The 25,983-nt window shown below is 72.3% G+C and carries 18 protein-coding genes and 1 riboswitch; of the genes, 6 read left to right on the forward strand and 12 right to left on the reverse strand.

All coding sequences use genetic code 11. The annotated features are described in order from the left end of the window. Positions 1-163 precede the first annotated feature (163 nt). The 3 genes from DEJ50_RS13010 to DEJ50_RS13020 all read right to left on the reverse strand — a co-directional run bounded on the left by DEJ50_RS13010 (position 164) and on the right by DEJ50_RS13020 (position 3,944). On the reverse strand, positions 164-907 hold the full coding sequence (locus tag DEJ50_RS13010) for a transglycosylase family protein (protein WP_150208064.1): 744 nt from the start codon (positions 905-907) through the stop codon (positions 164-166). Between the two features lie 3 nt (positions 908-910). Continuing rightward, positions 911-1,088: riboswitch (cyclic di-AMP (ydaO/yuaA leader) on the reverse strand. A gap of 276 nt (positions 1,089-1,364) precedes the next feature. Next, positions 1,365-2,507 carry a transglycosylase family protein gene (locus DEJ50_RS13015; RefSeq protein ID WP_150208065.1) on the reverse strand — a complete coding sequence of 381 codons (1,143 nt, stop codon included), beginning with the start codon at positions 2,505-2,507 and terminating at the stop codon, positions 1,365-1,367. Between the two features lie 135 nt (positions 2,508-2,642). Then, positions 2,643-3,944 carry a cytochrome P450 family protein gene (locus tag DEJ50_RS13020; RefSeq protein WP_223837732.1) on the reverse strand — a complete coding sequence of 434 codons (1,302 nt, stop codon included), beginning with the start codon at positions 3,942-3,944 and terminating at the stop codon, positions 2,643-2,645. Between the two features lie 121 nt (positions 3,945-4,065). On the opposite strand from DEJ50_RS13020, the gene DEJ50_RS13025 reads away from it, so the two are divergent. Then, complete coding sequence (locus tag DEJ50_RS13025; RefSeq protein ID WP_263399193.1) at positions 4,066-5,268, forward strand: globin domain-containing protein; 1,203 nt, start codon at positions 4,066-4,068, stop codon at positions 5,266-5,268. A gap of 23 nt (positions 5,269-5,291) precedes the next feature. On the opposite strand, the gene DEJ50_RS13030 is transcribed toward DEJ50_RS13025, so the two are convergent. Then, positions 5,292-6,299, reverse strand: coding sequence for a nucleoside triphosphate pyrophosphohydrolase (locus DEJ50_RS13030; protein WP_150208069.1), 1,008 nt, complete (start codon positions 6,297-6,299; stop codon positions 5,292-5,294). Between the two features lie 25 nt (positions 6,300-6,324). After that, complete coding sequence (locus tag DEJ50_RS13035; RefSeq protein WP_150208071.1) at positions 6,325-6,951, reverse strand: SurA N-terminal domain-containing protein; 627 nt, start codon at positions 6,949-6,951, stop codon at positions 6,325-6,327. Between the two features lie 180 nt (positions 6,952-7,131). On the opposite strand from DEJ50_RS13035, the gene DEJ50_RS13040 reads away from it, so the two are divergent. Then, positions 7,132-9,492, forward strand: a complete 2,361-nt coding sequence (locus tag DEJ50_RS13040) for a YfhO family protein (protein WP_150208073.1) — start codon at positions 7,132-7,134, stop codon at positions 9,490-9,492. 59 nt (positions 9,493-9,551) lie between these two features. Here the strand turns inward: DEJ50_RS13040 and DEJ50_RS13045 are convergent, their stop codons facing one another. The 3 genes from DEJ50_RS13045 to DEJ50_RS13055 all read right to left on the reverse strand — a co-directional run bounded on the left by DEJ50_RS13045 (position 9,552) and on the right by DEJ50_RS13055 (position 13,868). Further along, the gene (locus DEJ50_RS13045) at positions 9,552-11,090 is read right to left on the reverse strand and encodes a protein kinase domain-containing protein (RefSeq protein WP_223837733.1); all 1,539 of its coding nucleotides are present in this window, start codon (positions 11,088-11,090) and stop codon (positions 9,552-9,554) included. Then, positions 11,087-11,674 (reverse strand): hypothetical protein, encoded by a 588-nt coding sequence (locus DEJ50_RS13050; protein WP_150208075.1) that lies wholly within the window; start codon positions 11,672-11,674, stop codon positions 11,087-11,089. The genes DEJ50_RS13045 and DEJ50_RS13050 overlap by 4 nt, the downstream gene beginning before the upstream one ends. Positions 11,675-11,819: 145 nt before the next feature. After that, complete coding sequence (locus DEJ50_RS13055) at positions 11,820-13,868, reverse strand: N-6 DNA methylase (protein WP_150208076.1); 2,049 nt, start codon at positions 13,866-13,868, stop codon at positions 11,820-11,822. A 141-nt stretch (positions 13,869-14,009) separates the two neighbouring features. Between DEJ50_RS13055 and DEJ50_RS13060 the strand changes: the two genes are divergently transcribed. Together DEJ50_RS13060 and DEJ50_RS13065 are read left to right on the forward strand one after the other, a co-directional pair. Beyond that, positions 14,010-14,732: a hypothetical protein gene (locus DEJ50_RS13060; protein ID WP_150208078.1), complete on the forward strand. Its 723-nt coding sequence runs from the start codon at positions 14,010-14,012 to the stop codon at positions 14,730-14,732. A gap of 172 nt (positions 14,733-14,904) precedes the next feature. Beyond that, positions 14,905-15,717, forward strand: coding sequence for a hypothetical protein (locus tag DEJ50_RS13065; protein WP_150208079.1), 813 nt, complete (start codon positions 14,905-14,907; stop codon positions 15,715-15,717). Positions 15,718-15,775: 58 nt separating this feature from the next. On the opposite strand, the gene DEJ50_RS13070 is transcribed toward DEJ50_RS13065, so the two are convergent. Continuing rightward, positions 15,776-16,498, reverse strand: a complete 723-nt coding sequence (locus DEJ50_RS13070; protein WP_150208081.1) for an HNH endonuclease family protein — start codon at positions 16,496-16,498, stop codon at positions 15,776-15,778. A gap of 85 nt (positions 16,499-16,583) precedes the next feature. On the opposite strand from DEJ50_RS13070, the gene DEJ50_RS13075 reads away from it, so the two are divergent. Beyond that, entirely contained in the window at positions 16,584-16,757 is a 174-nt protein-coding gene (locus DEJ50_RS13075; RefSeq protein WP_150208082.1) for an antitoxin, read from the forward strand. Between the two features lie 81 nt (positions 16,758-16,838). Here the strand turns inward: DEJ50_RS13075 and mfd are convergent, their stop codons facing one another. From mfd to DEJ50_RS13090, 3 genes are all read right to left on the reverse strand, one after another. Beyond that, positions 16,839-20,384, reverse strand: coding sequence for a transcription-repair coupling factor (mfd, locus tag DEJ50_RS13080; RefSeq protein WP_150208084.1), 3,546 nt, complete (start codon positions 20,382-20,384; stop codon positions 16,839-16,841). Positions 20,385-20,612: 228 nt separating this feature from the next. Next, positions 20,613-23,189, reverse strand: a complete 2,577-nt coding sequence (locus DEJ50_RS13085) for an ABC transporter permease (protein WP_150208086.1) — start codon at positions 23,187-23,189, stop codon at positions 20,613-20,615. Next, positions 23,186-23,995 carry an ABC transporter ATP-binding protein gene (locus tag DEJ50_RS13090; RefSeq protein WP_411757599.1) on the reverse strand — a complete coding sequence of 270 codons (810 nt, stop codon included), beginning with the start codon at positions 23,993-23,995 and terminating at the stop codon, positions 23,186-23,188. The genes DEJ50_RS13085 and DEJ50_RS13090 overlap by 4 nt, the downstream gene beginning before the upstream one ends. Before the next feature lie 302 nt (positions 23,996-24,297). Between DEJ50_RS13090 and DEJ50_RS13095 the strand changes: the two genes are divergently transcribed. Continuing rightward, on the forward strand, positions 24,298-25,962 hold the full coding sequence (locus DEJ50_RS13095) for an MFS transporter (RefSeq protein WP_150208090.1): 1,665 nt from the start codon (positions 24,298-24,300) through the stop codon (positions 25,960-25,962). The last annotated feature ends 21 nt before the right edge of the window (positions 25,963-25,983 follow it).

Here is a 25,983-nt window from a genome sequence, read left to right on the forward strand (position 1 = left end):
TCCTGGGACGAAAAAGGGCCCGAATACCCGTCTTACAGGACATAGGACCCTTGGAATCCGCCGGAATCCGCTGGAATCCGCCGGACATACGACCGCCCGGCACGTCGGGGACGTGCCGGGCGGTCGTGCTGTACCGGGGATGTACCGGGGGTTCAGCCGGGTGTCAGGAGAGCTTCAGCTTCTGGCCCGGGAAGATCAGATCGGCATCCGTGAGGATGTCCTTGTTCAGCTCGTACAGGTGCTGCCAGCCGCCCTTGACGCCGTGGGCGTCGGCGATGGCGCCGAGGGTGTCGCCGGCCTTGACCTCGTAGGAGCCGGTGCCGGTCTTCGGGGTGACCGGGGCCGCCGGGGCGGCGGGCTTCGCGGCCGGCTTGCTGACCGGCTTCGACGGGGCCGGGGTCTGGGAGCGCTCGGACCGGGTGGTGGGGGTCTCGGTGCGCTTGGTCTCGGTCTTCGGCTTGGTGGCCTTCTTGACCTCGGTGCCGCTCTTGGTGGAGGAGCCGTTCGAGGTACCGGCGGAGCCGCCGTTGTACGCGGCGTTGGTCAGGCCCTTGCCGCAGTGCGGCCAGGCGCCCTTGCCCTGGCCCTTGAGGACCTTCTCGGCGACGGCTATCTGCTGGGCCTTGGAAGCCTTGTTGGCGGTGGCGGCGTACGCCTTGCCGCCGTACGCGGCCCAGGTGGAGGCGGAGAACTGCAGGCCGCCGTAGTAGCCGTTGCCGGTGTTGATGGACCAGTTGCCGCCGGACTCGCACTTGGCGACGGTGTCCCACTGCGAGGCGGTGGCGGCGTTCGCGGTGCCCGCAGCCATGAGCGGGGCGGCGATCGCGGCACCGGTGACACCGGCGAGCGTGACGATCCGGGTGGCCTTGGAGGCGCGACGGTGCTTGCCCTTGCCGGAAAGCAGCATGGAACTTCTCCTCACCGACGCCTGCGAGGTGAGCTGTCGGGTTCGGGCGAGTGAGTTGCCCGGCCGCGCGACCTAGCGCGTGGCTTGACCCCAAGCCGTTCCCGCTGACCGTCTTTCAACGGCCGTCCGGGTCCGGCACTTACCTTGGTTCCCCCGCTCCTGCCTTCGGCGCTTGACGCGACGACTGTTCCCTCCGTCCGCCGGCAGGATTCGGCGATGCGGTCGAAGGGGCCCGCGGTGGCGAGCGATTCAGAAGGTAGACAGGTCTGCCCCGGATGTTCAACGAGCGTTTCGCACGCAAAACCGCCCCTACTTGCGCTCCCGGAAAGGGTGTTTGCGCAGGTGAGGGGCGGATTTACCAAAGGTCACAGGCAGGACACGCCAGTTGACCGGAAGAGACGCATGTCTCACTTGCTCGAAACGGACATTGAGCCCTTTCCGGTCGACCGAACTGGCCCTATTTCTCGCTTAGATCCAGATTCTGACCCGGCTTGATGAGATCCGCGTCGCCCCCGATGACCTGCTCATTGGCCTCGTAGAGGGCGTTCCAGCCGCCCTTGAGCCCCTTGGCGTCCGCGATGGCCGTCAGGCTGTCGCCGGGCTTCACGGTGTATGTCGGGTCCGTTTTTTCCGACTTCGCGTTGGATGTAGTGGTTCCTTCAACGGCGGGCGCACCGCGGTGCCGTCCGGTTCCGGTGTCCGTACCGGCCGTCGGGGCGCCGCCCGGACCGGTGGCGGGGGCGGACTGGGTGCCGGGCGCCGACGGGTCGGTGGTGGCACCGGGGGCCGTCGGGGCCGTGGGGTCCGCGGTCGGGCCGCCCGGCGTGGCCGGGGTGGTCGGCGTACCGGGCGCGAGCGGCGGGGCGGTGGGGTCCGTCGGGCCGGTCGGGGTGCCGGGAATCGTGGGGGTGCCCGGAGTGCCCGGAGTGCCCGGGGTGGTGGGCGCGGTCGGGGTGGTGCCCGGCGCCGGGGTCTCGCCGGCCGGCGCGGTCGGCGTACCGGGCGCGGTGGGCACGACCGGGCCGACGGGTGCGACCGGCTCGGTGGGCGGCAGTGGGGCGGGCATGGCCGGCACGCCGGGGGTGAACACCCCGCCCGGCACGGCCGTCGGGCCGAAGGCGCCGGAGCCGCCGGAGGAGTCCAGGTTGTCGTCCGGGCGGACCGGGGCGAGCGGCTGGGCCGGCTGGGGGCCCGGCTGGCCCGGGTCCACGGCGGCGGCCGGCCCGTTGCGGGTCAGTCCGGCCGACTCCGCGCACTGGGCCCAGGCTTCGGGCCCGTCGGTCGCCAGCACCCGTTCGGCGATGGCGATCTGCTGGGAGCGGCTGGCCAGGTCGGCGCGCGGGGCGTAGTCGAGCCCGCCGGCCGCCTTCCACTGCTCCTGGGTGAACTGGAGCCCGCCGTACGCTCCGCTGCCGTAGTCGGCGCTCCAGGTGCCGCCGCTCTCGCACTCGGCGACCCTGTCCCATGTGGCGGTGTCCGCCGCACTCGCGCTGGTGGCGGCGAGCAGCGGCAGGGCCAGGGCGGAGCCGGTGACTCCGGCCGTGACGACTATCGCGGGGGCCTGACGGGGCCGACGATGGCGGCCGTTCCCGGAACGCATGAGGGTGGACCTTTCGCGTGACAGCGGGGAGGTCACGGAACCTAGCGCCCCTCGAACGCTTGTCACAAGTCGATGCAGCGCAGATCACGCGAAGGTCACAGTCGGCCCCGGGGGTGCTGAACGGCGGTCAGTTAATTAGCGGGGTGTGAACCGAACCGGAAGGGTGCGCAGTCCACGCATGATCAGCCCGCCGCGCCAGCGCAGCGCCTCCGGCTCCACGGCGAGCTCCAGATCCGGAATCCGCGTCAGCAAAGTTGCCAGGGCTGTCTGGCCCTCCAGCCGGGCCAGCGGGGCACCCAGGCAGTAATGGATTCCGTGCCCGTATCCAAGGTGCTGATTGTCACTGCGGGAGAGGTCCAGGACGTCCGGGTCGGCGAACCGGGCGGGGTCGCGGTCGGCGGCGGCGAGGACGACGAGGACCGGATCGCCGGCCGCGATGTCCTGTCCGCCGAGCGTCAGCGGGCGGGTGGCGAACCGCCAGGTGGCCAGCTCGACCGGGCCGTCATAGCGGAGCAGTTCCTCGACCCCGGTGGCGAGCAGTCCGGTCTCCCCGGCGGCGAGGGAGGCCTGGAGGCGGCTGCGCTGGTCCGGGTTGGCGAAGAGGGAGTGGACTCCGTTGCCGATCAGGTTCACGGTGGTTTCGAAGCCGGCGAAGAGCAGGATGAAGGCCATGGCGGCGGCCTCGTTCTCGGTCAGGTGCTCGCCGTGGTCACTTGCCCGGATCAGACCCGAAATCAGGTCATCACCCAGATCATCCCTTTTGCGGTGGATCAGCTCGACCAGGTAGGTACGCATCTGCTTCACGGACCGGGCCACGCCGCCGCGCGGCCCCCCGCCGTGGCGGATCATCATCCCGGCCCAGTCGCGGAAGTCGTCCTGGTCCTCCCGCGGTACGCCGAGCATCTCGCAGATGGCGTAGATGGGGAGCGGGAACGCGAACTCGTGGATGAGGTCCGCCTCCCCCCGGCCGGCGAAGTTGTCGATCAGGTGGTCGGTGAGCTCCTGGACCCGCGGGGTGAACTCGGCGACCCGGCGCGGGGTGAAGGCCTTCGACACCAGCCGCCGCAGCCGGGTGTGGTCCGGCGGGTCGATGTTCAGCAGATGGGTCATCAATTCCGCCTTGCGCTCCCCCGGAATCCCGGTCTTGCCCTTGGCGTGCGCGGGCTCGGCATGGTGCGCCGGATTCTTGCTCAGCCGCTGGTCGGCGAGGGCCTGGCGGGCGTCGGCGTACCGGGTCACCAGCCAGGCCTCGACCCCGCTGGGCAGCTTGGTGCGGTGCACCGGGGCGTGCTCGCGCAGCCAGGCGTACGCCGGGTAGGGGTCGGTCGCGAACTCCCAGTCGAAGAGAGTGGGGGCCTCCGGGACGTCCGGGGCGTCAGGGGCGCCTGCGGCGTCAGGGGCGGCGGCTGCTGCGGCGGTGGCGGGGTCCTCGTGCACCGTCCGACGGTATCCCGCCGCCGGGCCGCCACCCCTTATGGGTGGTTCGCCGCGGCTGTCCGCAGATCGGACAGAGCTTGACCTCGCCTTCCCCGGTGTTCCTACTTTCGGTTCTGTGGATGTGAGGATCTTGAAAAGCAGTTTTGCGGTGGTGGAGCGACGGGCCGAACACGCGGTCAAGTTCTTCTACTCCCACCTGTTCTGGCACAACCCGGAAGTACGCCGTCTGTTCCCCTCCTCCCCCGAGGACATGGAGCGGCAGCGGGACCGGCTGTTCGCCGCGCTCACCCATGTGGTCGCCCACCTGGAGGACGCGACCCTCGTCCCCTATCTACGGGACCTGGGCCGCGACCACCGCAAGTTCCTCACCGGCCCCGAGCACTACGCCGCCGTCGGCTCCAGCCTGCTGGCCGCGCTCGCCGAGACCTCCGGCGAGGCCTGGACCCCGGAGGTGGAGAAGGCCTGGGCCGAGGCGTACCAGGTGATCGCCGACGCGATGACGGCCGGCGCCGCCGAGAGCGAGGACCCCCCGTGGTGGGACGCGGAGATCGTGCGCCACCTCCGGTACGGGGAGGACATCGGGGTGCTGACGCTCCGGCCGCACCAGCCGCTGCCCCACCGGGCCGGCCAGTACGTCAGCGTGAGCAGCGACCGGGTGCCGGCCACCTGGCGCACCTACTCCATCGGCAATGCGCCCCGCCCCGACCACACCCTCGACCTGCACGTCAGCCGGATCGAACGGGGCCGGCTCAGCACCGCCCTGGTCCGCGAGGTGCAGCCCGGCGAGCTGCTGCGGCTGGGTGCCCCCGGCGGGCAGATGACCCTGCGCCGGGACGGCCGTCCGGTCAGCCTGATCGCCGCCGGTACCGGCTGGGCGCCGGTGCTGGCCCTGCTGGAGGAGCTGGTCGCGGACCCTCCCGATCAGGACGTGCGGCTGTTCGTGACCGCCCGCGAGCAGGCGTACCTGTACGACCGCCCGCTGATCGACGCGTACGCGGAGGCCTGCCGCTGGCTGAGCGTCACCTATCTCACCCCGGCCCCGGGCAGGCACCGCACCCAGGCCACCGAACGGCTGGCCACCGCGCTGTGCAACCGCGGCCTGTGGCCCGACCAGGACGTGTACCTGAGCGGCCCGGCGGCCTTCATCGAGGAGACCGCCGCCCTCCTGGAGGCGCTGGGCGCCCGCCCCGACCGGCTCTTCCACGATGCGCTCCCGGCCGCCGTCCCCGCGCACGCCCGGCCGCTGGGCTTCGGCGAGTGGTTCCTGAACCGCCCGTCGCCCCACTGGCACAACCCGTCGGCCCGCGACCCGTACGGCCGCTGAGCCACCGCCCCGCGCCCCTCCTTTTACTCTTCGAGGCCTTCGGCGGCCCGGATCGCGTCCCGGTAGGTGCGGGCCGCCGCGCGCAGCGCGGTCTCCGGGTCCACCCCCGCCGCCTCGGCACGCGCCGCGAGGGCCAGCAGCTCGTACCCGATCCCCTCGCCCTCCGGCAGGGCCACCGGCACACCGCCCGCCCGGACCCGGCCGGCCAGCTTGGCCGCCAGCGCCAGACCGGGCTGCCCCAGCGGGATCCCGTCGGTCACCGAGGCGCGCTGCTTCTCGGCCGCCTTGGTGCGCAGCCAGTGCGCCTTCACGTCCTCCGGGGTTTCGGCCTCGGCGTCGCCGAAGACGTGCGGATGCCGGTGGACGAGCTTCTCCACGATCGTCCCGGCCACGTCGTCCACCGAGAACGGCTCCTCGGGGTCCTCCTCGGCGATGCGCGCATGGAAGACCACCTGGAGGAGTACGTCGCCGAGCTCCTCGCGCAGCTCGTCCCGGTCGCCGTCCTCGATCGCCTCGACGAGCTCGTACGCCTCCTCGATCCCGTACTTCGTCAGGCCCTGGTGGGTCTGGCGGGAGGACCAGGGGCATTCCCGGCGGATCCGGTCCATCACCTGGACCAGGTCGAGCAGCCGGGCGCCGGGCAGGTCGTAGGAGCCGGGCAGCAGCTCCAGGTCGGGCATGCTGTGCCGGCCGGAGCCGGCCAGCCGGGCCAGGCCGTCGGTGAGCCGCCGGTCGCCCTCGCCCGAGGGGAGCACCACCACGGTCCGGCCGCCGGCGCACTCCTCGACCAGCGCGTGCGCGTCCGGGCTCTCCCGTACGACCTCGATCCCGGCCTCCCGCAGATAGGGCAGCTGCGGGTGGTCCGGGTCGGCGCACAGCACCAGGTCGGCGGCGTGCAGGGTCTGCCAGGCGGACCAGGACAGCACCCCGGGGGCGACCCGGTGGCTGGTGGTCAGCAGGACGATGCGGCCGGTGGGCTCGGCGGTCGGGTGCTCGGAGGGCGGCTGCTCGGCGGTCGGGTGCTCAGTCACCCTTCGAACCTACCTCCGCCGGCGGTCAGGCCCCGGCCGGGGGCTGCTCGGGCCTGGTCTTCTGGCTGATCCACGAGGTCTGCTGGTCGCCGACGGTGATCTGCCGGGTGTCCCAGGCGCCGTAGCGCGGGTTCACCTCGATGTGCAGCTGCTCGGCGGCCTTGGCCAGCGGCTCCAGCACCTTGTCCTCGCCGTAGCGGTCGCTGAGCTTGGTGAAGAGCAGCTGGAAGCGGATCTCGTCCTCGACCTGGCCGGGCGCGAGCGGCACCCGCTGCGCCAGCATGATCTCGTCCATCTTCTGCCGGCTGCCGCCGGTCTGGGCCAGCTGGCCCTTCTGCACTTCCTCGATCTCCTTGACGGAGACCGTGATCCCGGCCGTCGCGGCGGCCTTCTCCAGCACCCTCAGCTGGATCATCTTGCTGAGCTTGACCCGTTCCAGCTGGGTCGAGCCGGCCATCAGCTGGGCGGCGTTGCCCGAACGCTGCTGGGCGTCCCGGACGTCCTTCACCTGGGCCTGGAGCGCGGAGGTGGTGATGCGTTCACCGCCGACGACAGCCGCGGTGCCGGGTCGGGCTTCGCCCGAGCACGCGGAGAGCAGCGGGGCCGCGAGGAGCAGGGCGGCGGAGACGGAGAGCGCAGTGCGACGGTGCAAAGGAGCCTCCAGGGCCGGGCGGAGATTGTGCAGCGGTGCACAAGGGCCTTGCGGTGATCGATGGTATGAGCTCAGGTTGATCGGAGCCACTGGTTCGACCAACGATTCCCGGGCTGTTGGGGTGCGTGTTCACCCGGTGGCCATCCTTCTGTCGTCCACCCCTGCCAAGGTTCCCCCACCATGTCGACACCGCACCGCTCCCCGCGCCGCCACAGCCTCTACGGATCGGCGCTCGCGGCGCTGATCGCCGTCGTGGGGGTGGCTGCCGGGGACGCGATGGCGCGGGTGTTCCCGTACGGCCACCGGCACCGCAGCATCAACGACCTCGGCAACCAGTTCGTGCCGTTCCATGCGCACCTGTGGGACCTGATGCACGGCCGGGCTGCCGGCGGAGTGCTGCTCAACTGGCAGTCCGGGTACGGGACCAGCTTCCTGCCGGACCTCGGGACCTATCTGACCAGCCCCTTCGCCGTGCTGGTCGGGTTCTTCCCGCGCCAGGACATCGACCTCGCGGTGTACGTGGTCACGGTGCTGAAGATCGCGGCGGCCGGGGCGGCCATGGCCTGGCTGCTGCGCACCATGCGGACCGGGCCGTGGTGGGGCGCGGCGGTGCTGGGCGCCTCGTACGCCCTGTGCGGATGGTCGGTCATCGAGGCCTCGTACAACCCGATGTGGCTGGACGGACTGATCGCCTTCCCGATGCTGTGCCTGACCGGGGAGTGGGCGCTGCGCGGACGCCGTGCGGTGCTCGCCCCCCTGGTCGTGGCGGTGTCCTGGACGGCCAACTTCTACACCGCCTATATGGCCACCCTCGGCGCGGCGCTGGTGCTGCTGGTGCGGGTGGTACTGGAGCGGGAGGAGGTACGCGCCCGGGTGCGGGTGGTGCTGCGGGCCGCGGGCAGCACCCTGCTGGGCATCGCGCTGGCCGCACCCGTGCTGGTGCCGGTCTTCCTCGGGTCGAAGCACGCCTACCCGGGCCTGGTACGCGAGTTCACCCCGGTGGCCTGGACAGACCTGTTCGCCCGGCTGCTGCCGGCCACCTACAGCTTCTCCTCCCCCGCCCTGTTCGTCGGCACCGGCACCCTGCTGCTGGCGGCGGCGCTGCCGTTCCACCGGGCGGTGCCGCTGCGGCCCCGGCTGTGGTGGACCGGGCTGCTGGTGGCGGTGCTGCTCTCCTTCCAGTGGAAGCCGACGCATCTGGCCTGGCATGTGTTCGCCACGCCCAACGGCAGTGCGTACCGGCAGACGTTCGTGCTCGCCGGGATCGTGGTGATCGCCGCGTGGACCGGGCTGGCGGCCGGCCGGCCGGGGCTGCGCCCGCTCGCCGGAGGTGCGGCCGTGCTGACCGGAGCGGTGCTCTGGTCGAGCGGCAGCCGGCTGCCCACCGCCACCTCGTACGCCCTGTTCCTGGGCGGGCTGCTGGCGGCGGCGCTCGCCTGGTGGCTGCTGCACCACCGCCGGTTCGCCGTCCCGGCGGCGGGACTGCTGGCGCTGGTGCTGGCCGGACAGGCGGCGGCCACCACCGCCTGGGGCCACCAGGGCAAGCTCGGCGGGCTGGACGACTACCCCTCCTGGGGCCGCGAGCACACGGCGCGGTCGGCGGCGCTGGCCGCCGCCGAGGGCTGGCCGGCGTACCGGACGGACCCGAGCCGGCCGGCCCTGACCGGCAACGACCCGATGCTGCTGGGCGGCGAGGGCGGCGCGTACTACAGCAGCCACACCCCGGACGTGTTCACCCGCACCATGGTGGCGCTGGGGGCGGGCTGGACCTCGCGCGGGCGCAATGTGCAGAGCATCGACAACCCGGTGACGGACGCACTGTTCGCGGTGGGCGCCAGGCTCCAGCCGGACGGCACGGTCACCCGCCGGGAGACCCTGCCGCTGGTCACGGTCCGGCCGCCGGCCGCGGCGGCGCCGGTCTACGGGGACTCGCCGTTCCGCAACCAGGAACTGCTGCTGGGTGCCAGGGTGTACGCCGATCCGGTGGCGCCGGGGGTGTGCGCGGCCGGCACGGAGGCGTTCCTGTGGGCTCCGGAGTACAACGCGCGGGCCCGGCTGGCGGACGGGCCGGCCTTCCTGATGCACGGCAATGCGCCGCGCAACCGGGCGGCGCTGCAGCCGCTGGGCCGCTCGAACGGGGCTGCCTCGGCGCTGGTCTTCGACCGGAAGCCGCCGCGCCGCTGGACCCTGGCCTGCCTGGACCGGTCCCGGCTGGACACGGCCGTCGCCGGGCTGCGGGCCACGGCGGCCACCTCGGTCCGGGTCGGCTCCCGGGGTGTCAGCGCGGAGCTGCCGGCCGGAACGCCGGCCGGTTCGGTGGCGGTGCTGGCCGCTCCGCGGATAGCGGGCTGGACCTGCAACGGCCGCCCGGCGGGCCGCCACCTGGGCCTGGTCGCCGTGCCGCTGGACGGCCGACCCCGTGAGATCACCTGCACGTTCCGACCGCCGGGCCTGGTGGCGGGCGGCGCGGTGGGCGGCGCCGGGCTGCTGGCCCTGGGGGCAGTCGCACTGTGGCCGCGGTTGCGGAGCCGCCGGGGCTAGTAGCCCGCGGTGTGGGCAATCGTCCCGCAGGGCGGGACGGGTGGGCACACCGGCGGGGGTCAGCCGCGGACCTGGCCCAGCCAGTGGAGGGTGCGGCGGATTTCGGTGGGGAAGGGGTGGGACGGGCCGTGGAGGCGTTCCGCGTCGAAGAGGAGGCGGGCCAGGGTGTCGTGGGCGGCCTGCCGGTCGCCCAGGGAGAGCAGCAGGTGCGCTATCCGGCGCCGGACCTCCAGCGGGAGCTCCGGGTCCGGGTTCGCGTAGTGGTTCTCGAAGAGGGGGAGCAGGGAGCGGTACTCGGCCAGGGCGGCGGCCGGTTCGCCCAGCTGGTCCAGGCACTGGGCCGCCTCGTAGCGGAAGCGCAGGCCCTGCGGGTCGCCCGGCGGTAGTTCGTCGGCGAGCCGGCGGAGTTCGGGCAGGGCGCGGCGGTACTGGCCGTCGTCCATCAGGGTGGCCGCGTACTGCTTGCGCAGGGAGCGGACCACCGGGGACTTCTCGCCGTGCTGGGCCGCGGCGGCCGGCAGCAGGGAGCCGAGGATGTCCACGGCCTGGGTGAGCCGGCCCTGGTCGAGCAGGCGCTTGACCTCGTCCACGGAGGAGGCGATGTCCGGGCGCGGCGGGACCGCCGGGCGGGGCGGCACGACGGGCACCGCGGCCCGGTCCGGCCAGGGTGCCATCGGGCGCAGGAAGGGCCGGGTCGGGTCGAGCGGGCCGGCCGCAGTGCCGTGGGCAGGCAGCAGCGGGGCCAGGGTCTCGTACACCTCCTGGGCGGAGGAGGGCCGGTCCTGCGGGTCCTTCGCGAGGAGGTGCAGCAGCAGGGCTTCCAGCTGGTGCGGGATCTCCGGGCGGAGCTGGCGGACCGGGAGCGGCGGCTCGTACAGGTGCCGGTGGAGCACGCCGAGCGCGGTGGAGCCCGCGAAGGGGACGCTGCCGCTGAGGAGTTCGTACATGAGCACGCCGAGGGCGTACAGGTCGGTGCGCGGGCCGACGGCGCCGCCCATGGCCTGTTCGGGGGCCATGTAGGCGGGGCTGCCGATGGGCGAGCCGGTGTGGGTGAGGCGGGTGGTGTCGGTGTCCATCACGGAGGCCACGCCGAGGTCCAGGACGAGGATGGTGCCGTCCGGGCGGACCATCACGTTCCGCGGCTTGAGGTCGCGGTGGACGATGGGCACCGCGTGCACGGCGGAGAGCACCGAGCACAGCTGGGCGGCGACCGAGACGGCCCACTGCCACGGGTAGGGCTCGTGCTCGGCGAGGTGGTCGGCGAGGTCGGAGCCCTCGACGTACTGCATGACCAGGTAGAGGTCGTCGCCGTCGCTGCCGGCGTCGTGCACGGTGACCAGCCCGGGGTGGTCGACCTGGGCGGTGACCCGGCATTCGCGGACGAACCGGCGGCGCAGTTCCTCGGCGACGGTGCCGGGGCCGGCGACCTTGTCGGGGCGCAGCAGTTTGACGGCGACCCGGCGGTCGAGCCGTCGGTCGTACGCCGTCCAGACCTGGCCCATGCCGCCCTGGCCGAGGACGGTGGCGAGCTGGTACCGGTCCGCGATGACGCGTTCGGCGGCGGGGGCGCCGGCCCCGGTGGTGGCGGGAGCGGTCACCGGTCCTGCTCCCGGCCGTCCTGCTTGCGCAGCAGTTCGCTCAGCTCGTCGAGTTCGGCGCGGACCTGGCCGATACGGGGTGCCGGGGGCGCGGGGTGGGTCCGCGGGCCGGGGTCGGGGGCGGGGCCGGAGCCCTGCGGCACGGTCTGCCCGGCCGGCGGGTAGCCGTAGTGGGTGGGGCCGTTGGGCGGGGCCGGCGGGTACCAGCCGGCGGGCGGCACCGGCTGCGGGTGCGGGTGGTTCGCGTGGTGCTTGATGTCGGCGTAGAGGAAGTAGGCGACGATCGCCGCCGCCATGGCGAGCAGGACCCCCATGCCGGTGTTGCCGCGCCAGGTGCTGGCGTCGGGGGTGGGGTCGGTACCGAGCAGCCAGAGGCAGAAAACGGACAGGACGGCGTTGGTTCCGCACAGGATCCAGTCGAGGGGGCGGCGGGTGACGACGGCGAGCCGGATCAGGGTCCCGAAGGCGAGCATGCCGCAGCTCACCAGGGGCAACAGGGCGAACAGCACGCGCATGGTCACCACGAACCCGCTGTTGGGACGGTGTTCCTGGTGGTGCGGCGGCGGGTAGCCGGGGCCGTGCATCACTGCTCCTGACGGGCCGTACGGACGAAGGATGGCGCAAAACTGCTCGGGGCAGAGCGTATAGCCGGAAAGGGACACCCGGTCAGGGGATGTCCAGGATGCAGCCCAACCGTTGTGCGGAAGCGGGAATTCGGCTCCTGCGCGTTCATTCCGGGGTGACGGTTCCGTCGGTGAGGCCGTCGTAGAGGCCCTGGACCAGCTGTTCGCCGAGCCGTCCGGCCAGCCGCAGGGCGTCCTCGAATGCGGCGAGCGCCCGGAACCGGTCGCCGTAGCGGCGCTGTTCGGCGAGCGGCAGCCGGGGCAGCTGGAGCCGGCGTACGTCGAGCCGGGTGGCGGTGGAGACGTAACTGCTGGCCTGCCGCTGGTTGGCGGTGCCGCGCAGGAAGCCGGCCAGGAACCAGGGGTCGAGGGCGGCCGGGTCGGGGCGCAGCAGCTGGAGGTTGCGGCCGAGGGCGGCGCCGGCGGTGGCGGGGCCGATCACGCGGGCGGTGGTGGCGCCGCCGATCACGGGGACGACCACGTCCCCGGGTTCGGTGAGGACCGGCTCGTCGGCGGTGTCGGCGAGGGTCCCGGAGGGGCCGGTGCCGGCGTAGACGTCCTGTTCGGTGAGGACGGGTGCGCTGCCGGTGCCGCTGCCGGTGCCGGTACGGAGCACCAGGGCGCTGGCCCGGGCAAGTTCGCCGATGGTGGTGAGGGGCAGCCGGGCGGGGTCGCCGTCGGCGGTGGCGGGGGCGGCGGGCGGCGGGGTGAGCCGGGCGGCGAGGGTGAGCGTTTCGTCGAGGCGGTCCCGTACGGCGGTCAGGGCGGCGGGGCCGGCCCCGCCGGCCGGCGGCGGCAGGTGGCGGGCCGGGGTGAGGTCGACGTCGTCGTCGAGGAGTTCGAGGACCGGGACGACCCGGCTGATGCCCGGGACCTCCTCGGTGCCGCCGGTCCGGTCGTACGTCTCCCAGGCGTCCAGTACCGCGCTGTGGACGGCGGGCCAGGCGGCCCGCTCCCGGCCCGCCCCGGATTCGGCGAGCGGGGCGGTGTCCACGAGCAGCAGTCCGGCCGGCGGCGGGAGGTGCGGGGCGGGCTTGCGCAGCACCCACAGGTGGAGCGGGATGCCGTACGGGGGCGCGGCGCCGGCCGGCAGGGCGGCGACGGCGCGCAGGGCGCCGCGGCGCAGCAGGTCGGCGCGGATGCGGCGGCCGGAGCGGCGGGCCGCGACGGCGGGCGGCATCAGGAGGACTGCGGTACCGCCCTCGCGGAGGCGGGCGAGGGCGTGCTGGACCCAGGCGAGCTCGGATTCGGTGCGGGCGGGGAAGCCGTACTCCCAGCGGGGGTCGTAGGCGAGTTCCTCGTGGCCCCAGTTGCGTTCGTTGAAGGGCGGGTGGCAGAGCACGGCGTCGGCGGTGAGGCCGGGGAAGGCATCGGAGCGCAGGCTGTCGGCGCCGGCGGCCACGACCTCGGCGTCGCCGTGCAGGGCGAGCCGGAGGGCGCTCAGGGCGGCGAGTTCGGGGCTGCTGTCCTGGGCGTACAGGGTGGCGGGGGCCTGCGGCCGGCTGCGGACGGCGCGCAGCAGGGTGCCGGTGCCGCAGGCCGGGTCGAGGACGGTACGGGCGGCGGGGCCGGCCAGTTGGGCCATCAGTTCGGCGGGGCCGGGCGGGGTCGGCGTGTACTGGCGGGGGCTGGTGTCGAGATGCCGGCCGAGGAGGAACTCGAAGGCGTTGCGGGCGCCGAGTTCGGCGGCGAGGGCGGCCACCCCGCGGGCCAGGGGCATGGCTTCGGGGCCGGGGGCCGTGAGGGCGAGGGGGTGTCCGGCGCCGAAGCGGGCGCCGAGCACCTCGTGGAGGAGCGGCCGGAGGAGGGTGGCCATCCGCTGGTCGGAGACGGCTGCGGGGGCGCGCCAGTCGGTGGGCCGGTCGCGTACGACGAGCAGGACGCAGCCGGCTTCGAGCAGCCCGGCGACGGCTCCGGCGGGGTGTCCGGAGAGCTGCTGCCAGACCCGTTCGCGCAGCGGGACCTCGGCGAGCTTGCCCTGGGCGCGCAGCCATTCCTCGACCTCGGGCAGCGCGAAGGAGGGGCTGGTCTCGGTGCCGCCGACGGGCTTGGGGAAGTCGGGGTGGCGGCGGCGCCAGTTGCTGACGGCGGCGCGGCCGACTCCGGCGAGGCGGGCGATCTCGGCGGCGGTGACCTCTGCGGTGTTCTCCGGCATGCGCGGAGCATACCCGTACACACTCCGGAACCGACTTCACAGCGTGAACCCTTCTCACCGCGTGAACGGTGTTGACTCAGTTAACAGCATCTGTTGTGATGATTCCCGTCAGCCCGACCGATCGATCGAAGGACGCAACTCATGTCGCACGCCTCGAAGTTCACCCGCACCGCCGTCGTCGGCGCGGGAGTCGCGCTCGCCCTGGTGACGCTCGGCGCCTGCTCCGACACCGAATCCGACGCCGGCAAGGCCGCCGAGAAGAGCAGCGCCAAGCCCGCCGCCTCGGCCGCCGGCTCCCCCGGCAACTCGCCCGCCGCCTCGGGGAAGCCGGCGGAGCAGGAGCAGGAGCAGAAGAAGAAGGCCGCGTTCAAGGGCGACGGCACCTTCGAGGTCGGCAAGGACTTCCAGCCCGGCACCTACCGGACCACCGGCAACAGCGGCACGGGCTGCTACTGGGAGCTGGCCAAGGACTCCTCCGGGGAGCTCGACTCGATCATCGCGAACGACAATGTGACCGGCTCCAGCTACGTGACCGTCAAGGCACCCGCCAAGCTCCTGAAGACCAACGGCTGCAAGGACTGGGAGGCGGTGGACGCCAAGCCGTCCGGCACCCCGAAGACCGAGATCAAGGGCGACGGCGGCATGGTCCGGGTCGGCGCCGACATCGCCCCCGGCACCTACAAGTCGGCCGGCCCGGCGGAAGGCAGCCTCGGCTGCTACTGGGAGCGCGCGAAGAACGCCGAGCACGGCCTGGAGTCGATCGCCGCCAACGACAACCCGACCGGCTCGGCCGTGGTGACGATCTCCCCCAAGGACGGCTACTTCAAGACCACCGGCTGCGCCGACTGGAAGAAGACCGGCTGACCCCGCCCCCGGCCGCCCCTGACCCCCTGGCCCCGCTCCCGCCCCCCGGCCGGCCCCCCTGGGCCTCCCCCGGCCGGCCCGGCCTGCGGCCCCCCGCCCACAGGCTGTGCCTACCAGCGCCTTACACTGCCCCCTCGCCCGGCAAAACCCTCTGCACAAGGAAGTTGCTCCCATGCGCACAGCCCGCGTGACCGTCACCGCCGCCCTGGCTTCGGCCGCCCTCCTCGGGCTGACCGCCTGCAACGGATCCGACTCCGCCGACGGCGCCAAGGCCAGTGCCAAGGCGAGCACTTCGGCCACGCCGACGCCCAGCCCGAGCGTGAGCAAGGCGCCGTTCGCCGACCTCTCCGGTCCGGAGATCGCCGACAAGTCCCTCGCCGCCACCCGCGCCGCGCAGACGCTGCGGGTCAAGGGCCAGGTGCTGGAGGACGGCAAGCCGATGACCCTGGACCTGGCCATCACCAAGTCCGGTGACTGCGCGGGCTCCGTATCCGTGGCGAAGGAGGGGTCGATGAAGATCATCAAGAACCCCACCACCCTGTACTTCAAGGGCGACGCCCAGTTCTTCCACAACTCCCTGAAGGGCACGCCCAAGGCCGAGCGGGACGCGGTGGTCAAGCAGCTCGCCGACCGCTGGGTGAAGAAGGCGACCACCGCAGCGGATTCCAAGGAAATATCCGCCATGTGCGACCTGGACGAACTGCTCGGCGAGTTCGGCACCATCTCCCTCGCCCGCAAGGGCCAGGAGACCCAGCTGCCGGCCGGCCCGGCCTTCACCCTCACCAACAGCTCCCCGGACGGCGACGAGACCTACTGGGTCGCCACCCAGGGCGAGCCCTTCATGCTCAAGGCCTCGATCGCCGGCAAGGAGAACGGTGAGCTGAACTTCTCCGATTTCAACAAGCCGGTCGACACCCAGGCCCCGGCCGACAAGGACATCGTCGACGGCGACAAGCTGGGCGGCGGCGCCACCGACAACGCCTGATCCCACGCCACCCCGGCCCTGCACCACCGGCCCCCGGCCCCCGGCCCCGGCACAGCCCTCAGCGGGCCAGCCGGGCCGGGGGCGCCGTGGGATTGCCGCCGGTGAACAGCCGCTGGTCCGGGCAGCCCGACAGCACCCGCTTCATCGCGTCCCGCTCACCCGCGGTGACCCACAGCCGGTACTTCTGCTTCACCGCGACCTGGGCCGCGACATAGGTACAGCGGTACGACCGGTCCGGCGGGAGCCAGGTCGCCGCGTCCCCGTCCCCCTTCTTCCGGTTGGCCGCGGGCTCCACGGCGAGCAGGTTCAACGGGTCGTTGGCGAAGGCGATGCGCTTGGCCTTGTCCCAGGAGCCGGCGCCCTTCTGCCAGGCGTCCGAGAGCGCGACGACATGGTCGATGTCCACGCCGGCGTCCGGCTTCCCGCGTTCGTACTCGATCCGCTCCCCCGTGTACGGGTCCTTCTCCAGCACGCCCGAAGCCACCTTGCAGGCGTCGCCGTTCTTCAAGGTGGCGCCCGCCAGGTCGCGCTTGAGTATGTCGTCGCGGGTGCCGCAGCCATTGCCGTTCGTGTCCAGCCATGCGGTGCCGAACTGGGCCCGCTCGTACCCGGTCTTCGGCGCCCGCCCCTTGACGGGCAGCTGGTCGACGGCGGCCAGGGCGTTGGCCCCGTCGGCCCGGCCGGGGCCGGGGGCCGGGGTTCCGGAGGATGTGTCCGAGTCGGTGCAACCGGACAGGGCGAGGACCAGGAGGGCGGCGGAGGGCAGCAGTCGGGAGCGCATGGATCAAGATCCTAAACCGCCCTTCGGCGAGCGAATGGATCAAATCCGGCGTAACGTTGCAACTGCTTATGGAAGGAGTCCTCGCATGGGGATTTTCGACAGGTTCAAGGACCAGGCCAAGTCCAAGGGCAAGGAGATGTCCGACCAGGCCGAGCGAGAGGCCAACGAGCGGACCGGCGGCAAGTACACCGACAAGGTCGACCAAGCCCAGCAGCAGGTGGAAGACAAGCTGGGCATCGACGACGACCCGAACAAGTAGCGACCCGCGCCCCTGCCGCAACCGAAGCCCCGCAGCCGCCCGCGCCCGAGCGCGGGCGGCTGCTGCGTGCCCGGCCGCCTGCTACGAACCCAGGATGGTGCTGAGGAACTCGCCGGTCCAGGCGAGCAGTTCCCGCCCGACCAGCGGCTTGCCGCCGATCTTGCCGGTCTTCGGCCGCGGGATCAGCACCTGCGAGGTGGCCGGCTTGATGACCGTCCCCGGGTACAGCCGCTTCAGCCGCAGCTCCTGCGATTCCCGCAACTCCACCGGCCCGAAGCGGATGTTGCCGCCCTGCAGGGTGATGTCACCGACCCCGCAGGCGCGCGCCAGCATCCGCAGGCCGGCCACCAGCAGCAGGTTCTCCACCGGCTCCGGCAACTTGCCGTAGCGGTCGGTGAGTTCCTCCCGGACGGCCTTGATGTCGGCCTCCGAGTTGGCCGCGGCGATCGACCGGTAGGCCTGGAGGCGCAGCCGCTCGCCCGGCGCGTAGTCGTGCGGGACGTGCGCGTCGACCGGCAGCTCGATCTTGACCTCCAGCGGCGGCTCCTCCTCCCCGTCGCCACCCCCCTCCAACGAGGCCCGGTAGTCCGCCACCGCCTCGCCGACCATCCGTACGTACAGGTCGAACCCGACCCCCGCGATATGGCCGGACTGCTCCCCGCCGAGCAGGTTGCCCGCGCCGCGGATCTCCAGGTCCTTCATCGCCACGTACATGCCCGCGCCCATCTCGGTGTGCTGGGCGATGGTCGCCAGCCGCTCGTGCGCGGTCTCGGTCAGCGGCTTCTCCGGCGGGTAGAGGAAGTAGGCGTACCCGCGCTCGCGGCCACGGCCGACCCGGCCGCGCAGCTGGTGCAGCTGGGAGAGGCCGAAGTTGTCGCCGCGCTCCACGATCAGGGTGTTGGCGTTGGAGATGTCGATGCCGGACTCCACGATCGTCGTGGACACCAGCACATCGAACTTCTTCTCCCAGAAGTCGACGACCACCTGCTCCAGCTGGCTCTCGCCCATCTGCCCGTGCGCGGTCGCGATCCGCGCCTCCGGCACGATCTCGCGGAGTTTGGCGGCGGCCCGGTCGATGGACTCGACCCGGTTGTGGATGTAGAAGACCTGTCCCTCGCGCAGCAGTTCGCGCCGGATGGCGGCGCCGATCTGCTTCTGCTCGTACGGGCCGACGAAGGTCAGCACCGGGTGCCGCTCCTCCGGCGGGGTGGTGATGGTGGACATCTCGCGGATGCCGGTGACCGCCATCTCCAGGGTGCGGGGAATGGGGGTGGCCGACATGGTCAGCACGTCCACGTTGGCGCGGAGCTTCTTCAGCTGCTCCTTGTGCTCGACGCCGAACCGCTGCTCCTCGTCGACGATGACCAGGCCCAGGTCCTTGAACTTCGTCTCCTGCGAGAACAGCCGGTGGGTGCCGATGACCACGTCCACCGAGCCCTCCTTCAGCCCCTCCAGGGTGGCCTTGGACTCGGTGTCGGTCTGGAACCGGGACAGCGCCTTCACGTTGACCGGGAACTGCGCATACCGCTCGGAGAAGGTTCCGAAGTGCTGCTGGACGAGGAGGGTGGTGGGGACGAGGACGGCGACCTGCTTGCCGTCCTGGACGGCCTTGAACGCCGCCCGGACCGCGATCTCGGTCTTGCCGTAGCCGACGTCTCCGCAGATCAGCCGGTCCATCGGCACCGACTTCTCCATGTCCTCCTTGACCTCGGCGATGGTGGTGAGCTGGTCGGGCGTCTCCGCGTACGGGAAGGCGTCCTCCAGCTCGCGCTGCCAGGGGGTGTCGGGGCCGAAGACATGGCCGGGGGCCGCCATCCGCGCGCTGTACAGCCGGATGAGGTCGGCGGCGATCTCCTTGACCGCCTTCTTCGCCTTCTGCTTGGTCTTGGTCCAGTCGGCGCCGCCGAGCCGGTGCAGGGTGGGGGCCTCGCCGCCGACGTACTTGGTGACCTGTTCCAGCTGGTCGGTGGGGATGTAGAGGCGGTCGCCGGGCTGGCCGCGCTTGGCCGGGGCGTATTCCACGAGCAGGTATTCGCGGGTCGCGCCCTGCACGGTGCGCTGCACCATCTCGATGTAGCGGCCGACGCCGTGCTGTTCGTGGACGATGTAGTCACCGACCTCCAGGGTCAGCGGGTCGATGGTCTTGCGGCGCCGGGTGGGCATCCGGCCGAGGTCCTTGCTGGCGGTGCGCTGCCCGGTCAGGTCGGTCTCGGTGAGGACGGCGATGCGCAGTTCCTCGTGGACGAACCCGGTGTCGAGGGCGCCGCAGGCCACGTGTACCAGCGCGGGTTCGAGGGTGCCGAGGTCGGCTTCCAGGCGGGCCGGGATGCCCTCGCCGCCGAGCACCTCCACGGTGCGGACCGCGGGGCCGTGGCCCTCGGTGACGTAGACGGTGCGCCAGCCGTCCGCGAGCCGGCCCTTGGTGTCGGCCAGGGCGCGGGCGGTGTCGCCGCGGTAGGCCTCGGCGGGGTGCAGGCCCAGGGTGAGGGAGTCGCCCGCGACCTCCTCGTCGGCTGCGAAGGGGGAAACGGACCACCACATCATGCCGAGCTCGCGGGCCCGGTCGCGGACGTCCGCGATGCCCCAGAGGCTGGCCGCGCCGACGTCGATGGGGGCCGCGCCGCCGCCGGCCGTGGCGGCCCAGGAGGCCTGGAGGAACTCCTGGCTGGTGGCGACGAGGTCGGCGGCCCGGGTGCGGACCCGCTCGGGGTCGCAGACCACCGTCATCGCCCCGGCGGGCAGTACGTCGAGCAGCAGTTCCATGTCGTCGACCAGGACCGGGGCGAGGGATTCCATGCCCTCGACGGCGATCCCCTCGGCGATCTTGTCCAGGAGTTCGCCGAGCTCGGGGTGGGCCTCGGCCAGGGCCGCGGCCCGCTCCCGCACCTCGGCGGTCAGCAGCAGTTCCCGGCACGGCGGGGCCCACAGTCCGTGCTCGGCCACCTCCAGGGAGCGCTGGTCGGCGACCTTGAAGTAGCGGATCTCCTCGACCTCGTCGCCCCAGAACTCGATCCGGAGGGGGTGCTCCTCGGTGGGCGGGAACACATCGAGGATGCCGCCGCGGACGGCGAACTCGCCGCGCTTCTCCACCAGTTCCACCCGGGCGTAGGCGGCTGCCGCGAGCGCCTCGGTGATCTCGCCGAGGTCGGCGGACTGCCCCTGTCGCAGGGCCACCGGGACCAGCTCGCCGAGCCCCTTGACCTGCGGCTGGAGTACGGACCGGATGGGCGCGACCACCACGGAGACGGGGCCGGCGGCCGGATCGTCCTTGCTGGGGTGGGTGAGCCGGCGGAGTACGGCCAGCCGCCGGCCCACGGTGTCGGAGCGCGGGGACAGCCGCTCGTGCGGCAGGGTCTCCCAGGACGGGTAGTCGACGATCGAGCTCTGCTGGTCCGGCGGCACCAGCGACCGCAGGGCGGCGGCCAGGTCCTCGGCCTCGCGCCCGGTGGCGGTGACGGCGAGCACGGTCCGCTCGGTACGGCGGGCCAGCGCGGCGATCGCAAAGGGCCGGGCGGCGGGCGGACCGACCAGGTCCACGTACATCCGGTTCCCGTCGACGGCCGCCTTGACCGCCTCGGTGAGCGCGGGGTCCCGGGTGACGGCGTCGAGCAGTCCGTGCAGACTCATGAAGGGCTTTCCGTCCGGAGGATTCGTTGTTCTCGGGGCAACGCGAGGGGCCCGACACGTCTCACGGGCCGGGGGGTCCCAGCCTACGACGGGGGTCCGTCACCCGCGCGAGGGATTGCGCCCACACGGCTCAGTACCGGCGGAGTAAGGGGAACCGGGGCGTGAAAACGCCGGTGGCTCCGGTCCCTCCCCCGTGGGGGACCGGAGCCACCGGGCTGTGGCGCGGGGCTACTCGCTGGCGATGGCGTTCAGGACGTTCATCCGGCCGGCCCGGAAGGCCGGGACCAGGGCGGCGAACAGGCCCACGAAGGCCGATCCGATGAACACCCCGAGGATCGTGCCCCACGGGATCTCGAGCACCTTCAGGCCCTCCAGGGCGAGCAGCTGCTGCGCGGTCGCGCCCCAGCCCATGCCCAGGCCGAGCCCGAGCAGCGCGCCGAAGAGGGCGATGACCACCGACTCCAGGCGGATCATGCGGCGCAGCTGGCGGCGGGAGAGGCCGATGGCGCGCATCAGGCCGATCTCGCGGGTCCGCTCGACCACCGACAGGGCCAGGGTGTTCACCACGCCCAGGATCGCGACGATGATCGCCAGGGCCAGCAGGCCGTAGACCATGTTGAGCAGGGTGCCGACCTGGTCCTTGAGGGCCTGCTTGTAGTCGGCCTGGTTGAGGACCTTGTACTGCGGGTACTCGGCCATGCCCGTCTTCAGGGCGGCGTACGCGGCATCGGCCTGGCCGTCCTTGGCCTTGCCCAGCAGCATGAACGGGCGCGGCAGGAGGTCGGCCGGCACGTTCGCCTCGGCGACGGCGGTGCTGATGTACTTCACGCCCTTGTCGAGGCTGCCCTCGTCCAGGGTGATGGCGGCGACCTTCAGTTTGACGGTCTTGCCGCCCTTGAAGGCGATCGTCATCTGGTCGCCTACCTTGATGCCGTGTTCGTCGGCGTAGATCGAACCGACCGACATGGAGCCCGGCCGGTACGCGTCCTTGTGCTCGCCGGCGGCCATCTTGCGGCGTACGTCCTGCGGGTACGTCGGGTCGGTGACGCTGAGCTCGGTGTCGGCGGAGGACCCGTCCGGGGCGGTGACCTTGGCCTCGACCTCGCGGTAGGCGGTGACGTGGTCGATGTCCTTGGCGTTGCGCATGACCTGCTCGGCCTGCGGCAGCACCGGCTGCCCGGTCTGGGAGCTGACGATGTAGTCCGCGCCCACCGACTTGTCGAGTTCGTCGGTGGCGGAGGCCACCATCGAGGATCCGACCACCGACAGGCAGGCGACCAGCGCCAGTCCGATCATCAGCGCGGCGGCCGTGGCGCCGGTGCGCCGGGGGTTGCGGAGCGCATTGCGCTCGGCGAGCCGGCCGACCGAACCGAAGGGCCGGAGGACGACCCCGGAGAGCACCCGGACCACGGCACCCGCGAGCAGCGGGCCGATCACGATGAAGCCGATCAGGCTGAGCACGATGCCCAGGCCCAGCCAGAGCGAGCCGTCCTTCGCCGTGTCGGCGTTGGCGGACATCAGCAGCGCGGCGGTGCCGGCGCCGGTCAGCACCAGGCCGATGACGGCGCGGACCACACCGGCCTTGCGGTCACCGGGGGTGCCGGCGTCGCGGAGAGCGGCCATCGGGGAGACCCGGGAGGCCCGGCGGGCCGGGATCCAGGCGGCGACGACGGTGACGACCACACCGAGGATCAGGCCGACGACCGGGGTGGTCCACAGGATCGTCAGGTCGTCCGTGGACAGGTTCATACCGAGCTGGCCCATGAGCTTCATCAGGCCGATGGCCAGGCCGACGCCCGCGCCGACCCCGAGGATCGAGCCCACCACACCGAGCAGGAAGGCCTCGGTCAGCACGGAGCGGTTGATCTGGGAGCGGTCGGAGCCGATGGCGCGCATCAGGCCGATCTCGCGGGTCCGCTGGGCGACCAGCATGGAGAAGGTGTTGAAGATCAGGAAGATGCCGACCAGGAAGGCGATACCGGCGAAGCCGAGCATCACGTACTTCATGACGTTGAGGAAGGAGCCGACGTCCTTGCGGTTGGCGTCCGCGGCTTCCTTGGCGGTCTGCAGCCTGTAGGTGTCCGCGCCGACGGCGGCGGCCACGTTCTGCTTGAGCTGCTCGTCGCTCACGCCGTCCTTGGCGACGACGTTGACGTGGGTGAACGCCCCGACGGTGCCGAGCAGCTGCTTCTGGGCGGTGGCGGTGTCGAAGTAGACGACGGCCGCGCCCGGGTTGGTGACGGTGAAGGAGGCGATGCCGGAGATCTTGGCCCGGATGTCGCCGGTGATGGCGATCGTGCGGATCTCGTCGCCCAGCTTCAGCTTGTGCTTCTTGGCCGTGTCGGCGTCGAGCATCACCTCGGTGGGGCCGCGCGGGGCGTGACCCGAGGTGATCTTCATGGACTTGAGCTCGTTCTCGGTCCAGTTGCCCGCCAGGGTCGGGGCGCCGGTGGTCGAACCCAGGTTCTCGTTCTTGGAGTTGACGACGGTGACGGACATCGACATCACGCCGCCCTCGACGGACTTCACCCCCTCCGCCTTGGCCACCTGTGCGACCGCGCTGCCCGGGAGCGCGAGCGGCTTTCCGGTCTGCGGGTTCTCGTCGGCGCTCTTGGCGTCCTTGGGGCTGACCGTCACATCGGCGCTGGCGACGGCGAAGAGCTTGTCGAAGGTGGTGTTCATGGTGTCGGTGAACACCAGGGTGCCGCAGACGAAGGCCACGGACAGCAGGACGGCGATGGCGGACAGCGCCATCCGGCCCTTGTGCGCAAGGAAGTTGCGCATCGAGGTCTTGAGGACGGTCATGAGGTCCGCCCGCGCGCGTCGAAGTCCTTCATCCGGTCGAGCACCTGGTCGGCGGTGGGGTTGAACATCTCGTCCACGATCCGGCCGTCCGCGAGGTAGAGGACGCGGTCGGCGTAGGAGGCGGCCACCGGGTCGTGGGTGACCATCACGATGGTCTGGCCCAGCTCGTCGACGGAGCGGCGGAGGAAGCCGAGCACCTCGGCGCCGGCCCTGGAGTCCAGGTTTCCGGTCGGCTCGTCACCGAAGATGATCTCGGGACGGGCGGCGAGGGCCCGGGCGACCGCAACCCGCTGCTGCTGGCCGCCGGAGAGCTGGGTGGGCCGGTGCTTGAGCCGGCCCGCCAGGCCGACCGTCTCCACCACCCGGTTCAGCCACTCCGCATCGGGCTTGCGGCCCGCGATGTCCATGGGGAGCGTGATGTTCTCCAGCGCGTTGAGCGTGGGAAGCAGGTTGAAGGCCTGGAAGATGAAGCCGATCCGGTCGCGGCGCAGCCGGGTGAGCTTCTTGTCCTTCAGGCCGGTGATCTCGGTGTCGTCCAGGAAGATCTGGCCGCCGGTCACCGTGTCCAGACCGGCCAGGCAGTGCATCAGCGTGGACTTGCCGGAGCCGGACGGACCCATGATCGCGGTGAACTGACCGCGGTGGATGTCCACGTCGACGTGGTCGAGGGCCACCACGCGGGTCTCGCCCGCGCCGTAGGCCTTCACGACCTGCCGCGCTCGCGCCGCGACGGCCGTACGCCCTCCAGTACCCCCGTGCCTGGTTTCGGTCACAGCCGTTGTCACGGTATTTCTCCTCGTTCGCATCCGGTGTCGCTCGTTGGCGCTGCAAGTCTGTGCCGCGAGGGGTGCCCGGCACCCTGGTGCCGATCGCCGTATCCGTTCGGGGGTTAACCCCACCCCGTTCCCCCCGTTGCCCGTAGGAACCAGTTAAGGACCGGCCGGGACTTTCCTCGTCCTCCGCCGGAACGAAAGGACCCTGGCCCATTGTGAGGAGCAACCCCTAGGGGTCCTCCCCCTCCAGGGGGAGACGCCCTGAGGGATACCGCACGGAGCGGGCCGGGTGAGAGGGTGTTCCCCGGAATTGCGTGCACGGTGAAAGGATCAAGATGGGGACGGGGGACAAGGAGCCCGGCGGGGCGGGGCAGGCGCCGCCCCCGACACCGACACCGCCACCGCCACCGCCACCGCCACCGGCACCGGAACCGGCAGCTCCCGGACGGCCGCCGACCGCCCTGGTCGCCGCCCTCATGCTCGGCATGGCGCTCGTCGCCCTCGAAGGCACCATCGTCGCCACCGCCGTCCCCCAGATCGTCGGCGACCTCGGCGGCTTCTCCGTCTTCTCCTGGCTGTTCTCCGGCTACCTGCTCGCCGTCACCGTCACCCTGCCCGTGTACGGCAAGCTCTCCGACACCTTCGGCCGCAAGCCCGTGCTGCTGGCCGGCACCGCCCTGTTCCTGGCCGGCGCCCTGCTCTGCGCCTCCGCCTGGAACATGGCCGCGCTGATCGCCTTCCGGATCGTCCAGGGCCTCGGCGGCGGCGCCATCCAGGGCACCGTGCAGACCCTGGCCGCCGACCTGTACCCGCTCAAGGACCGGCCCAGGATCCAGGCCCGGATGTCCACGGTCTGGGCCACCTCCGCCATCGCCGGGCCGGCCCTCGGCGGGCTGATGGCCGCGTACGCGGACTGGCGCTGGATCTTCCTGCTCAACCTGCCCTTCGGCGGCCTCGCCCTCTGGCTCACCGCCCGTCACCTGCGCGAGCCGGCCCGGCCAGCCGCCGCCCTCCCGGCCGCGGCCCGGCTGGCCCGGATCGACTGGGCGGGCGCCGCCTGCGTGTTCGCCTGCGGCGGGGTGCTGCTGTTCGCCCTGGTGCAGGGCGGGGTGGCCTGGCCCTGGCTGTCGGCGCCGTCCCTGGGCCTGTTCGGGGCGACCGGGCTGCTCGCCGCCCTCACGGTGTACGTGGAACGACGCGCTGCAGAACCGATCCTGCCGGGCTGGGTCTGGCGCCGCCGCACCCTCGCCGCGGTCAACCTGGCCATGGCAGCCCTGGGCCTGGTGATGGTCGCTCCGATGGTCTTCCTGCCCACCTACGCCCAGTCCGCGCTCGGCCTCGGCCCCACCGCGGCCGGGTTCGTGATGTCCGCGATGACCCTGAGCTGGCCGATCTCCGCAGCGGTCAGCCAGCACGTCTACCGGCGGATCGGCTTCCGCAACTCCGCCGCCCTCGGTATCGGCCTCGCCTTCCTCTGCCTCGCCGCCTTCCCCCTCCTCCCGCACCCCGCCCAGCCCTGGCAGCCGGCCCTGCTGATGCTGGCGCTGGGCGGCGCGCTCGGCCTGTTCCAGCTGCCGCTGGTCGTCGGGGTCCAGTCCACGGTGGGCTGGGCGGAGCGCGGGGTGACCACCTCATCGGTGCTGTTCTGCCGGCAGGTGGGCCAGAGCGTGGGCGCCGCGGTGTTCGGCGCGATCGCCAACGCCACCCTCGCGGCCCGGCTGGCCGACGCGCCGGTGCCCGGGCTGCCGGCCCATCTCGACGAGGTCACCCGGGCGCTGGAGGACCCGGCGGCGCTCAGCGATGCCGCGGCGGACTATCTGCGCGGGGCCGTGACCAGCGCGGTGGACCATGTCTACGTGGGCGCCGCCGCCGCGGCCGTGGCCGCCCTGCTGATCCTCCTGCTGATGGCCCCGCGCCGGTTCCAGGTCCTCCCGGAACAGCTGGAGGACCCGCCGGCCGCCCCGGCCCGCTCCCCCCGCAGCGGCGGCCGGACCGCATAGAGGACGTAACGGGGAGGATGT

Source organism: Streptomyces venezuelae, from assembly GCF_008642295.1.
Lineage (GTDB): Bacteria > Actinomycetota > Actinomycetes > Streptomycetales > Streptomycetaceae > Streptomyces > Streptomyces venezuelae_C.